This is a genomic window from Streptomyces sp. NPDC050145 (genome assembly GCF_044460245.1).
Lineage (GTDB): Bacteria > Actinomycetota > Actinomycetes > Streptomycetales > Streptomycetaceae > Streptomyces.
This window is the reverse complement of the sequence record NZ_JBITJS010000002.1, coordinates 290,809-302,986: the sequence shown is the minus strand read 5'-3', so window position 1 is coordinate 302,986 and position 12,178 is coordinate 290,809. Positions and strand designations below refer to the sequence as shown.

Here is a 12,178-nt window from a genome sequence, read left to right as displayed (position 1 = left end):
GCCAGCGGGGCCGACGGGCTCGGCGGGGCCAGCGGGGCCGACGGGCTCGGCGGGGCCGGCGTGCTCAGCCTGCTCGGCGGGGCCAGCGGGCTCGGCGTGCTCAGCGAGGCCGGCGCGCTCAGCCTGCTCGGCGAGGCCGGCGTGTTCGGGGGGCTCCGCGTCCTCGGCGGGGCCGGCCTGATCGGCCTGCTCGGCCTGCTCAGCGAGGCCGGCGTGCTCAGCCTGCTCGGCGAGACCAGCGGGCTCGGCGGGGCCAGCGGGGCCAACGGGGCCAACGGGGCCAACGGGGCCAACGGGGCCAACGGGGCCAACGGGGCCAGCATGCTCGACGAGGCCGGCGTACTCAGCCTGCTCGGCAGGGCCGGCGTGCTCTGCATGCTCAGCGAGGCCCGCGGGCTCCGCTTCCTCGGCGAGGCCGACGAGCTCGGCATGCTCGACGAGGCCGACCTGCTCGGCGAGGCCGGCATCCGCGGCGAGGTCGGTGTGCAGCGTGTCGAGCAGCAGCCGCACCGTGTGCGGCGTCAGGAACGGGAGATCGGCGGAGAGCACGACCACGCTCTCCGCCGCCCCGTGCCCGTACGGCGGCAGGGCCCGGACTCCCGCGTCCAGCGCGGCGAGCGGGCCCCCGCCGGGCGGGTCCTCGCGGGCCCAGGTGACGGGGCGTCCGGTGGCGCGGGGCGCCGCGACGACCACGGTGGCGCGGGCCCCGGCGCAGGCCGTGAGCACCCGGTCGAGCAGGGCGCGGCCGCCGACCCGGACCCCGGGCTTGTCGGCCCCGCCGAGCCGCCGCGCGGCGCCCCCGGCGAGGACGACGGCGTCGTACGCGGGTGCGGGGCCGCGGACGGCGTTCTCGTTCATCCCCCGAGTATGAGCGCACGAAGGATCATTGCCACCCTCGCGTACGGGGTCCCGGGGCGTGCCGCCGCTCACGGCACGCCCGGCCCCCGGGTCACAGGGTGCGCAGCAGCACCGCCGGCTGTTCCACGCAGTCCGCGACGTGGCGCAGGAAGCCGCCCGCCGTGCCGCCGTCGCAGACCCGGTGGTCGAAGGTGAGCGACAGCTGGACGACCTGACGGACCGCCAGCTCCCCCTCGTGCACCCACGGCTTCGCCACGATCCGGCCCACGCCGAGCATGGCCGCCTCCGGGTGGTTGATGATCGGCGTCGAGCCGTCGACCCCGAACACGCCGTAGTTGTTCAGCGTGAACGTGCCGCCGGTCAGCTCACCCGGCGTCAGCGATCCGGTCCGCGCCGCGTCCGTGAGCCGCGCGAACTCCGCGCTCAGCGACTCGGCCCCGCGCGCGTGCGCGTCCCGGACGACGGGGACGACGAGCCCACGCTCGGTCTGCGCGGCGAAGCCGAGGTGCACCTCGTCGAACCGGACGATCTCTCGGCGCTCCGTGTCCACCGACGCGTTCAGCTCCGGATAGCGGGCCAGCGCCGCGGTGCAGATGCGGGCGAGCAGCGCCAGGACGGAGATCTTCGGGCCCGCGGAGGGACCGGTCGCCCCGTTCATGGCCGCGCGGGCGCGCATCAGCTCCGTGGCGTCGGCGTCCACCCAGCAGGTCGCGTCGGGGATCTCGCGCCGGCTGCGGGAGAGCTTGTCGGCGACGGCGCCGCGGACCCCGCGCAGGGGAGTGCGGTGACCCTTGAGCGCCTGGCCCGACGGGCCCGCCTGGCCTACGGGGGCCTGAGCCGCCACCGGTGCCGCCGGTACCTGAGCCGCCACCACCGCGCGCTCCACATCGGCGCGCAGGATCAGCCCCTCTGGCCCGGAACCGGTCAGCTCCCGCAGATCGAGGCCGTGATCGCGGGCGAGCTTGCGCACGAGCGGCGAGATGACCGGGACGGGCCCGGCCGCGTGCACCGGCTTCGCGGCCACCGGAGCCGGAGCCACAGGAGCCACCGGAGCCGGAGCCACGGGAGCCGAAGCGGTCGGCGCGGACTGGGTGCTCGGCGCGCTCGGCCTCACCCGTCGGCGCCGGGCGGGCGCGGCAGTCGTCCCGTACCCCACCAGCACGTTCCCCGAGCCCTCGGACTCCGCCGGGGCGGTACCCGCCGCCTCCAGGAGCGTGCTCGCGTCCGCGCCGACGGCGACCGTCAGCAGCGGGGCTCCCACGGGCAGTTCGCTCCCCTCGTCGCCGAAGCGGGCGGTGACCACACCCCCGTAGGGGCACGGCACATCGACGAGCGCCTTGGCCGTCTCGACCTCGACGACCGGCTGGTCGACGGCGACGACGTCGCCGACCTGCACCAGCCAGCGCACGATCTCCGCCTCGGTGAGCCCCTCGCCGAGGTCGGGCAGCTTGAACTCCAGCACCTGAGCCATCAGACCGATCCCCTCATTGGCTCTCACTGATCCCACTGGAGGCGTGCGACGGCGTCCAGCACCCGGTCCACACCGGGCAGATGGTGCCGTTCCAGCATTGGCGGCGGGTACGGGATGTCGAGCCCGGCCACCCGGAGCACCGGCGCCTCCAGGTGGTGGAAGCAGCGCTCCGTGATCCGCGCGGCGATCTCGCCGCCCGGGCCGCCGAAGCCGGTGGACTCGTGGACGACGACCGCGCGCCCGGTGCGGCGCACGGACGCGGCGACCGTCGCGTCGTCGAACGGCACCAGGGAGCGCAGATCGACCACTTCGAGGTCCCAGCCCTCGGCGCGGGCCGCCTCGGCCGCCTCCAGGCAGACGGTCAGGGACGGCCCGTACGTGATGAGCGTGGCGCTGGTCCCGGGGCGGCGGACCACTGCCGTGCCGATGGGTTCAACGGTCGACGGGCGCTCCGGGTTCCAGGTGTCCTTGGACCAGTACAGGCGCTTGGGCTCGAGGAAGACGACCGGGTCGTCGGAGGCGATGGACTGCCGCAGCAGCCCGTACGCGTCGGCGACGGTGGCGGGCGTGACGACGGTCAGGCCCGGCGTCGCCATGTAGTAAGCCTCGGAGGAGTCGCTGTGGTGCTCGACGCCGCCGATGCCGCCGCCGTAGGGGATGCGGATCGTGATCGGCAGCGGCATCGCGCCGCGCGTGCGGTTGCGCATCTTGGCGACGTGCGAGACGAGCTGCTCGAAGGCCGGGTAGCCAAAGGCGTCGAACTGCATCTCGACGACGGGCCGCAACCCGTACATCGCCATGCCGACGGCCGCGCCGAGGATGCCGGCCTCGGCGAGCGGGGTGTCGGTGCAGCGGTCGTCGCCGAACTCCTTCGCGAGTCCGTCGGTGATCCGGAAGACACCGCCCAGGGTGCCCACGTCCTCACCGAGGACGTGCACGGAGGGGTCCTCGGCCATCGCGTCGCGCAGGGCGCGGCCGAGGGCCTGGGCCATGGTGGCCGGCTTGGTGGCGGGCTTCACGGCCTGCTCGGGGGCGACGGTCGCCATCAGTGGCCTCCCTCGGAAGCCTCGGCCTCGGCGTCGAGCTCGGCGCGCAACTGCTCGGCCTGCTCGCGCAGTTGGGAGGTCTGCTCGGCGTAGACGTGGGTGAAGAGGTCCATGGGGTCGAGCACCGGGTCCGCGTTCATGCGCTCGCGCAGCGCGGCGGCCATCGTCTCGGCGTCGTCGCGCACGGCCTGCATCCCGGCCTCGTCGATGAGGCCGCGCTCGGTCAGCGTGCGCTCCAGGAGGAGGACCGGGTCGTGGTCGCGCCACGCCTCGACCTCGTCGTCCGCGCGGTAGCGGGTCGCGTCGTCGGCGTTCGTGTGCGCGTCCATGCGGTAGGTGACGGCCTCGATCAGCGTCGGGCCGCCGCCCTCGCGCGCGTGGGCGACGGCTTCGGTGAGGACCTCGTGCATCGCCACCGCGTCGTTGCCGTCGACCAGCCGGCCCGGCATCCCGTACCCGACGGCCTTGTGGGCCAGGGACGGCGCCGCGGTCTGCTTGGCGAGCGGCACGGAGATCGCGTAGCCGTTGTTCTGCACCAGGAAGACGACGGGGGCCTGCCAGACGGCCGCGAAGTTGAGCGCCTCGTGGAAGTCGCCCTCGCTGGTGCCGCCGTCGCCGACCATGGCGAGCGCCACCACGTCGTCGCCCTTGAGGCGGGCGGCGTGGGCGAGGCCGACGGCGTGCGGCAGCTGGGTGGCGAGCGGCGTCGACAGCGGCGCGACGCGGTGCTCGCGCGGGTCGTAGCCGGTGTGCCAGTCGCCGCGCAGCAGGGTGAGGGCCTGGACGGGGTCGAGGCCGCGGGCGACGGCGGCGAGGGTGTCGCGATAGCTCGGGAAGAGCCAGTCGCGCTCCTCCAGAGCGAGGGCGGCGGCGACCTCGGCGGCCTCCTGGCCGGTGGTCGAGGGGTAGACCGCGAGGCGGCCCTGCTTGGTCAGGGCGGTCGCCTGCGCGTTGTACCGCCGGCCGCGGACCACCTCGGCGTACAGCCTGCGCAGCAGCCCGGGATCGGTCTGCGCGGCGGCGTCGGTGCCCAGGACGCGGTACGGCTGCGCGTCGGGCAGCAGCGGCGCGGGGTCCGTGCGGGGCTGCCAGGCGGGCGGCGGGGTCGTCCTGCCTGCGCGGCGGGAGCTCCGCTGCTCCATGACCGTCATGACGGCACCTCCTCGTGGGAGCGGCTTCAACGACGCGTCGGGTGTGATGCGCCTCACCTACCGATTGTTCGGTCGTCGGCACATTTTGGCTACAGGCACCTTCAGGCTGTGGACAAACGGTTCTCCACAGCCTGAGATGAATGCAGTACGTCCATGGTAGGGAGGCGCGGGCACATGGCATCTGAACAAATGGCCGACGGCTCCGGAGGGGAGCCGCCGGAGCCCGTGGCCCGCCCGCTCGATCCCATCGACCGCGACATCCTCCAGATGCTCCAGAAGGACGGCCGCGCGTCGATACGGTCCGTCGCCGAGCGCGTCCACGTGTCCCGGGCGAACGCCTACGCGCGCATCAACCGGCTCATCGACGACGGCGTGATCCGCGGCTTCGGCGCCCGCGTCAACCACGAACGGGCCGGGCAGGGCGCCTCCGCGTACATCACCCTGAAGATCGTCCAGAACTCCTGGCGCACGGTGCGCGACCAGCTGCGGCGGATGCCTGAGGCCTCGCACATCGCGCTGGTCAGCGGCGATTTCGACGTGCTGATCCTGGTGCACACGCAGGACAACCGCGCGCTGCGCGAGCTGGTCCTCACCAAGCTCCAGGCCATCCCGGAGGTGCTCAGCAGCCGCACGCTGCTGGTCTTCGAGGAGGAGGACCTGGGGCCGGACTCCTGAGGGGCCCAGTGGGCCCCTGAAGGCCCCAGAAGGACCCCCCGGGGGCGCTCAGGACTGCTTGCGCATTCCCTGGAAGACCAGCTCCACGACCGCGTCGGCGACCTCCTGGGAGCTGAGCTGGCCGCTGCCGTCGGGCCGGTACCACTCCACGATGGAGTTGATCATTCCGAAGAGGAGGCGGGTCGCGAGCCGCACCTGTATGTCGTCACGCACGTCCCCGTCGGCCGCGGCCGCCTTGAGGAGCGCGGCGACCTGGTGGTCGAACTCGCGGCGGCGCGCCATCGCCCACCGCTCCGTGTCGGTGTTCCCGCGCACGCGCAACAGGAGGGTCACGTAGGGAAGTTCGCCGGTCAGGACCTCGACCATGCGGCGCGTGACGTGCTCCAGGCGCTCCACCGCGCGTCCCACGCGCGCGGGTTCCTCGTCGAGGATCCCGAAGAGCCCGTCGAGCGCGCGGCTGACCGCGCGGCGCAGCAACTCCTCCTTGCCCGACACGTGGTGGTAGATCGACGACTTGGAGATGCCCGCCGCCTTGGAGAGGTGCTCCATCGAAGTGCCGTCGTAGCCACGCTCGTTGAAGACCGCCACGGCGACCGTCAGCAGCGTCTCGGGGGTGTACGTGTCGCGGCGCGGGCCCGGGGCACGTCGTGCCGTGGTCATGCGGAGCCCTCCCACTTCTTCGGGTTGTACGAGTGCCGGAAGAGCGCGAGGGAGGGGGCGTAGCGGCCCGAGGGGTCCCGCTCGTGCAGCTCCTCGAGCACGCCGCAGGCCCAGCCGCGGCCGAGCCGGCGGCTCCATTCGACGGGCCCCAGCGGGTAGTTGACGCCGAGACGCATCGCGGTGTCCACGTCCTCCTCGGTGGCCACCCCGCGCGCGACCGCGTCGTGCGCGAGGTCGATGATCCGGGCCACGGTGCGGGCGACGATCATGCCCGGCACGTCGCCGATGACGCTGACCTGCTTGCCGAGCGCCTGGAAGAGGCCGACCGCCTCGTCCAGGGTGCGCGGGTTGCCGTCCTTGCAGGCGGCGAGCGCGACACGGGTCGCCGAGCGGTAGTCCAGGGCGAGGTCGAAGTAGACGACGTCGCGGAACTCGACGGAGGTCTGGCCGTCCGCCTGCACCAGCTGGCCGCCGCTGGGCAGCACGATGCGGGTGCCCTTGTCCTCGTCCTCCTGCACGACCTCGATGCCGGCCTCGCGCATCATCGGGATCAGCTCGGCGGCCGAGTCCAGGTCGCCCTCGACGCTCACGCGCGCGGGGGGCTCCGTGGGCGCCGCCGTGTGCGGCTCGGGACGCTCCTCGCCCTCGCCGTACGCGTACCAGCCCTGGCCGGTCTTGCGGCCGAGCCGGCCGGCCTCCACCAGGCGGCGCTGCGACAGGGCGGGGCGGAACTTCACGTCCTGGTAGAAGCCCTCCCACACGGAGCGGGTCACGGCCTCGTTGACGTCCTGGCCGATGAGGTCGGTCAGCTCGAAGGCGCCCATCCGGAAGCCGCCGCTCTCGCGCAGCACGGCGTCGATGGTGGCGGGGTCGGCACCCTGCTCCTCGTGCACCGCGAAGGCCTCGGCGTAGAAGGGCCGCGCGATCCGGTTGACCAGGAAGCCCGGGGTGTCGGCACAGGCCACCGGGGTCTTGCCCCAGGCGCGTGCGGTCTCGTACGCGCGCGTGGCGGCGGTGACGTCGGTGGCGGCGCCGGAGACGACCTCGACGAGCGGCATGAGCGGTGCCGGGTTGAAGAAGTGCAGGCCGACGAAGCGGCCGGGCAGGCGCAGAGCGCCGGCGATCGCGGTGACGGACAGGGACGAGGTGTTCGTGGCGAGCAGACAGTCCTCGTCGACGATGTCCTCGAGCTCGCGGAACAGCCGCTGCTTGACGTCCAGTTCCTCCAGGACGGCCTCGACCACGAGGGTCGTGTCCGCGAACGCGTCGAGCGACTCCGCGGGCGTGAGACGGGCGACGGCGGCCGTGCGCTCCTCGCCGCTCATGCGGCCCTTGTCCACGAGCCGGTCGAGCCGTGCGGCGATCGACTCGGCGGCCGTCCGCGCGCGGCCGGGCGCGGCGTCGTACAGCCGTACGGGGTGCCCGGCGACCAGGGCGACCTGGGCGATGCCCTGGCCCATCGTGCCGGTGCCCACCACGCCGACGGGGCGGTCATGTGCTGTCATGCGCGCGATCCTTCCGCATGCAGCCGAGCGCGTGGGCTCCGGGGGCCGTCAGGCCCGGCCGGCGAAGGGGTGTCGTCCACAGGTTCGCCGCACCCCCTTGTCCCGACCGATCGTTCGGTTACTCTAACTCTGTCTGCCCGTCCCTGCCCAGCTCGCCGGCTCGACGAGGAGCCGCCGCCGAGGAGGAGTTGGTCCCCCATGGCCGCCGAACGCACCGCGCACGACCTGATCGCCGAGCACCGGCCGACGCTCGACCGGACGCTGGAAGCCATCAGCACGCGCGCGTACTGGTCCCCGCACCCGGAGCACCCGAAGGCCTACGGGGAGAACGGGAGCCTGAGCATGGCCGAGGGCAAGGCCGCCTTCGAAGCCCTGCTCGGCACCCGCATCGACCTGGACCAGCCCGGCACGGACGACTTCGTGGGCGGGGAGGCCTCCCCGTACGGCGTCGAGCTGGGCGTCACGTACCCGCACGCGGACATCGACGTGCTGCTGCCCGCCATGCGCGCGGGCCTGCGCGCGTGGCGCGAGGCGGGCGCGGAGCTGCGCGCGGCGGTCTGTCTGGAGATCCTGGCCCGGATCAGCGCCCGCAGCATGGAGTTCGGGCAGGCGGTCATGCACACCAGCGGCCAGGCCTTCATGATGGCGTTCCAGGCGGGCGGCCCGCACGCGCAGGACCGCGGCCTGGAGGCGGTGGCCTACGCATACGCGGAGCAGGTCCGCACGCCGGACGCGGCGGAGTGGTCCAAGCCGCAGGGCAAGCGCGACCCGCTGCTGCTCAGCAAGTCGTTCACCCCGGTCGGCCGCGGCATCGCGCTGATGATCGGGTGCAACACGTTCCCGACGTGGAACGGGTACCCGGGCCTGTTCGCCTCCCTGGCGACGGGGAACGCGGTCCTGGTCAAGCCGCACCCGCGCGCGGTGCTGCCGCTCGCGCTGACCGTCCAGGTCGCGCGGGACGTCCTCGCCGAGGCCGGCTTCGACCCGAACCTGGTGGCGCTGGCCGCCGAGCGCCCCGGCGAGGGCATCGCCAAGACGCTCGCCGTCCGCCCCGAGATCAAGATCATCGACTACACGGGCTCCACCGAGTTCGGCGACTGGCTGGAGACCCACGCCCGCCAGGCGCAGGTCTACACGGAGAAGGCGGGGGTCAACACGGTCGTCATCGACTCGACCGACTCCTACAAGGGCATGCTGTCGAACCTCGCGTTCTCGCTCTCCCTGTACAGCGGCCAGATGTGCACCACCCCGCAGAACCTGCTGATCCCCCGCGAGGGCATCACCACCGACGAGGGCCCGAAGGCGTACGACGAGGTCGTGGCCGACCTCGCGCGCGCGGTCGGCGGCCTCCTCGGCGACGACGCGCGGGCGAACGCGCTGCTGGGCGCCCTGGTCAACCCGGACGTGAAGGCCCGCCTGGAGGCGGCCGCCTCGCTCGGCGAGGTGGCGCTGCCCTCCCGCGAGGTCGCCAACCCGGAGTTCCCGGACGCCGTGGTGCGCACCCCCGCGATGGTGAAGCTCGACGGCGCGCGCAAGTTCTGGGAGAACACCGACACCGAGGCGGCCTACATGGGCGAGTGCTTCGGCCCGGTCTCCTTCGCGGTCGCCGTCGACTCCACGGCCGACGCCCTCGACCTGCTGCGGCGCACGGTCCGCGACAAGGGCGCAATGACCGTCGGCGCGTACACGACCTCCGAGGACGTGGCCGGTGCCGTCGAGGAGGTCTGCCTGGAGGAGTGCGCCCAGCTCTCGCTCAACCTGACGGGCGGGGTGTACGTGAACCAGACGGCGGCGTTCTCCGACTTCCACGGCTCGGGCGGCAACCCGGCGGCGAACGCGGCCCTGTGCGACGGCGCCTTCGTGTCGAACCGCTTCCGCGTGGTGGAGGTCCGCCGGGAGGCCGCCGCCTCCTAACCCTTCTCAGCCTGGGGCGCGTGCGTGCTGTGCGTGCTCCAGTGGAAGAGCGTCATGCCGACGCTGGTCGCCAGGTTGTAGCTGGAGACCTGGGGCCGCATCGGCAGGGAGACGAGGTGGTCGGCGCGCTCGCGCAGTTCGGGCGTCAGACCGCTGCGCTCCGAGCCGAAGGCGAGCAGCGCGTCGTCGGGCAGCTCCAGACCGCGGATGTCGGCGCCCTCGGGGTCGAGCGCGTACAGCGGCCCCGCGGGCAGCTCGCCGACGTCCATGCGCGCCACGGCGGTCGCGAAGTGCAGCCCGGCCCCGCCCCGCACGACCGTGGGGTGCCAGGGGTCGAGGCTGCCCGTCGTGACGACTCCGGCGGCCCCGTAGCCGGCGGCGAGCCGGATGACGGCGCCCGCGTTGCCGAGGTTGCGCGGCTGGTCGAGGACGACGACCGGGGTCGTACGGTCCGTGCGGTGCAGGGCTCCGAGCCGCTCCGCCCGCGCGGGGCGGCCCGCGAGCGCGGCGACCCCGGTGGGGTGCAGCCGCGGCACGAGCACCCGCAGCACGTCGTCCGGCACCTCGACCAGGCGCGCGGCCAGCTCGGGGGCGACGTCCGGCGCGAGATCGGCGGCCAGGGCGAGCGCGGCGTCCCGGTCGACGGCGAGCGCCACGGGCACGTCCGCGCCGAAGCGCAGCGCGTGCTTGAGGGCATGGAAGCCGTCCAGCAGCACGGCCTCCTGGGCCCGCTGCCGCCAGACCCGGACCACGTCCTGTTCCTGCCCGCCCTGTGCGCCCCGCGCCGCCTGTGTGCCGTTCGCCCCGCTCATGCCGGGAAGCCTACGTGCGGGTGACCGGCACCTCGGACACGTCCGCGGCCTCCTGCGTCCCGTCCTCGGGACGCGGCCCGGGCACCTCGGGCCCGGCCCCCGTACGAGCACCGGCGAACACGCGCTCACGCGCGCGTGCCACCCGCCCGCCCAGCCACTTCAGGAAGGGCGTCGGCAGGAAGACCGCGTCGGCGGCGATCATCGCGAGCGAGAAGAAGGGCAGTCCGAGCACGACGGCGATCGCCAGGTGCTCGGTGATCATGAGCACGAGCAGGACGTTCTTGACCCGCCGGTTGAACACGGTGAACGGGAAGGCGACCTGCACCGCGACCGTCCCGTACGTCACGAGCAGCACCATCGGACCGTACGAGGTCAGCAGGTCGCCCAGGGCGGGCCAGGGCGAGAAGTAGTCCAGGTGCAGCGGGTAGTAGACGGCGCTGCCGTCCTGCCAGCGGCTGCCCTGGATCTTGTACCAGCCCGCGGTGGCGTAGATCAGGCACGCCTCGATCATGATCACCAGCAGGGCGGCGTTGTGCAGGAGGTTCGCGACGACGTCGCACAGCAGGCGGGGGTCTCCGTCCGGGGCGTGCCGGTTCAGGAACCACCACACGCCGTGGACGGCCCACAGCGACCAGAGGACGAGCAGCCAGCCGGTGCGGACGTCCCCGGTGAAGGTGATCGCCGCGAGCGCCAGGCCGGCCGCCCACCACAGGGCGGGCCCGGCGCGGTCCGGCCGGGGCACGCCGGTACGCGCGCGTGCCGCCCGCCGCGCGTCGAGCGACCACACCTGGCCGCAGCGCGTCAGCACGAGGTAGATCGACATGAGGTGGATGACGTTGTCCCCGCCGTCGCCCACGAAGACGCTGCGGTTCTGCAGCGAGAGCACGCCGATCATGAACAGGACCGACATGGTGCGGGTGCGCCAGCCGAGGGCCAGCAGGAACGACGCCAGGACGGCCGCCGCGTAGACGAGCTCGAACCAGGCGCGCCCGTCGGACCACATCAGCGCGCTGAACGCGTGGTTCTCGCTGATGAGCTGCTGTGCCAGGTCCCAGCTCCAGGGCCCGTCGGGGCCGTAGAGCTCCAGCCGGTGCGGGTACTCGCGCAGCAGGAACAGCAGCCAGGTCGAGGCGAACCCGATCCGGATCACGGCGCTCTGGTACGGGGCGAGCGGGGTCGCGGTGATCTTCTGGAGGGCGGCGTAGAGCTGCGCTCCGGCGCGGGTGAGGCGGTTCATCGGGCCTCACCGGCCGGCCCCTGCACCCGGACCCGGGCGCCGGTGTCGAGCGGGGCGTCGTACGCGGTCACCGACCACCAGGGGATCTCTCGGTAGAACGGCTTCCGGTCCACCTTCTCCGTGCTCCACTTCGGCGGCTCGATGGTGACGGACTCCGAGCGCACCTGGACGCGTTCGAGGGTCTCGCCCTTCTCTGTCACGCCGAGCCGGTCCAGGCGCAGCACGAGGATGCGGCGCAGATAACGCTCGGACAGGGTGCCGCGCAGTCCGGTGGGACGGTTCTGCGCGTCGTGCGTCGACCCGTAGACGTCCCAGGCGCGGCGCAGTTCGTTCTGCTGCGTGTGGCTGGGGAGCAGGTTGCCGTCTATGGCGGCGCCGTCCGCGGCGGACAGGTCGTACCAGCGGGTCTGCCGCGTGTCCCCGTCGCGCGTGCGCACCTCGCCGCGGGCCTGCACGGCGATGTTCTGCTGGAGCGGGTTCGGGGCGAACAGCTTCCAGTTCTGCTCGAACTCGGGGTAGATCCAGTCGTCGACGTCCTGGCCGTACTGCTTGCTCAGCGTGTTCGACGGCGCGACGTGCAGGAACACCATGAGGACGTGGAGGCCGGTGACGAGCGCGATCGCCGCCAGGGCCAGCGCGGCCGTCAGCTGGTAGCCGGGGGCGAGGCCCGCGATGCCGGCGCGGCCGGCCGGGCCCGACTGCGGCTCAGGCTCCGGCTGCGGTTCCGGATCGGGCCGGACGGCCTCGTCCGCCGCCGCTGCTTCCGTGTCCATCGGTGCTCCCCGATCCCGATTCCCTGTTCCCTTGGCCGTTCCCCCGGCCCCGCCGTGTCCCCTCGGCGCATCGGAA

General features: G+C 73.4%; 10 protein-coding genes and 1 pseudogene. 2 read left to right on the top strand and 9 right to left on the bottom strand.

Features of this window, described 5'->3' with window-relative positions; genetic code table 11:
* Positions 1–486 precede the first annotated feature (486 nt).
* The 4 genes and pseudogenes from ACIBTU_RS04920 to pdhA form a co-directional block, all read right to left on the bottom strand.
* A pseudogene (locus ACIBTU_RS04920) lies at positions 487–858 on the bottom strand (molybdenum cofactor guanylyltransferase); the annotation flags it as partial.
* A gap of 91 nt (positions 859–949) precedes the next feature.
* Entirely contained in the window at positions 950–2,329 is a 1,380-nt protein-coding gene (locus ACIBTU_RS04915) for a dihydrolipoamide acetyltransferase family protein (RefSeq protein ID WP_399124464.1), read from the bottom strand.
* Between the two features lie 23 nt (positions 2,330–2,352).
* A complete protein-coding gene (locus ACIBTU_RS04910) occupies positions 2,353–3,375 on the bottom strand; it encodes an alpha-ketoacid dehydrogenase subunit beta (protein WP_399124463.1) in 1,023 nt (340 codons plus the stop codon).
* Positions 3,375–4,526 (bottom strand): pyruvate dehydrogenase (acetyl-transferring) E1 component subunit alpha, encoded by a 1,152-nt coding sequence (gene pdhA, locus ACIBTU_RS04905; protein WP_399124462.1) that lies wholly within the window; start codon positions 4,524–4,526, stop codon positions 3,375–3,377. Before pdhA ends, ACIBTU_RS04910 begins: the two co-directional genes overlap by 1 nt.
* 174 nt (positions 4,527–4,700) lie before the next feature.
* Here pdhA and ACIBTU_RS04900 point away from each other — a divergent pair, with 174 nt between their 5' ends.
* A complete protein-coding gene (locus ACIBTU_RS04900) occupies positions 4,701–5,201 on the top strand; it encodes an Lrp/AsnC family transcriptional regulator (protein ID WP_399124461.1) in 501 nt (166 codons plus the stop codon).
* A gap of 48 nt (positions 5,202–5,249) precedes the next feature.
* On the opposite strand, the gene ACIBTU_RS04895 is transcribed toward ACIBTU_RS04900, so the two are convergent.
* Both ACIBTU_RS04895 and ACIBTU_RS04890 read right to left on the bottom strand, forming a co-directional pair.
* Positions 5,250–5,861 (bottom strand): TetR/AcrR family transcriptional regulator, encoded by a 612-nt coding sequence (locus ACIBTU_RS04895; protein ID WP_399124460.1) that lies wholly within the window; start codon positions 5,859–5,861, stop codon positions 5,250–5,252.
* Positions 5,858–7,366 carry a 3-hydroxyacyl-CoA dehydrogenase gene (locus tag ACIBTU_RS04890; protein WP_399124459.1) on the bottom strand — a complete coding sequence of 503 codons (1,509 nt, stop codon included), beginning with the start codon at positions 7,364–7,366 and terminating at the stop codon, positions 5,858–5,860. The genes ACIBTU_RS04895 and ACIBTU_RS04890 overlap by 4 nt, the downstream gene beginning before the upstream one ends.
* Before the next feature lie 198 nt (positions 7,367–7,564).
* On the opposite strand from ACIBTU_RS04890, the gene paaN reads away from it, so the two are divergent.
* Positions 7,565–9,280 carry a phenylacetic acid degradation protein PaaN gene (gene paaN, locus ACIBTU_RS04885; RefSeq protein WP_399124458.1) on the top strand — a complete coding sequence of 572 codons (1,716 nt, stop codon included), beginning with the start codon at positions 7,565–7,567 and terminating at the stop codon, positions 9,278–9,280.
* Here the strand turns inward: paaN and ACIBTU_RS04880 are convergent.
* The 3 genes from ACIBTU_RS04880 to ACIBTU_RS04870 are packed head-to-tail and all read right to left on the bottom strand — an operon-like array spanning position 9,277 to position 12,102.
* Positions 9,277–10,092, bottom strand: coding sequence for a TrmH family RNA methyltransferase (locus ACIBTU_RS04880; RefSeq protein WP_399124457.1), 816 nt, complete (start codon positions 10,090–10,092; stop codon positions 9,277–9,279). The genes paaN and ACIBTU_RS04880 overlap by 4 nt on opposite strands.
* Before the next feature lie 10 nt (positions 10,093–10,102).
* Positions 10,103–11,329, bottom strand: a complete 1,227-nt coding sequence (locus tag ACIBTU_RS04875; protein ID WP_399124456.1) for an HTTM domain-containing protein — start codon at positions 11,327–11,329, stop codon at positions 10,103–10,105.
* Positions 11,326–12,102 (bottom strand): DUF5819 family protein, encoded by a 777-nt coding sequence (locus ACIBTU_RS04870; RefSeq protein ID WP_399124455.1) that lies wholly within the window; start codon positions 12,100–12,102, stop codon positions 11,326–11,328. Before ACIBTU_RS04870 ends, ACIBTU_RS04875 begins: the two co-directional genes overlap by 4 nt.
* Between the last annotated feature and the right edge of the window lie 76 nt (positions 12,103–12,178).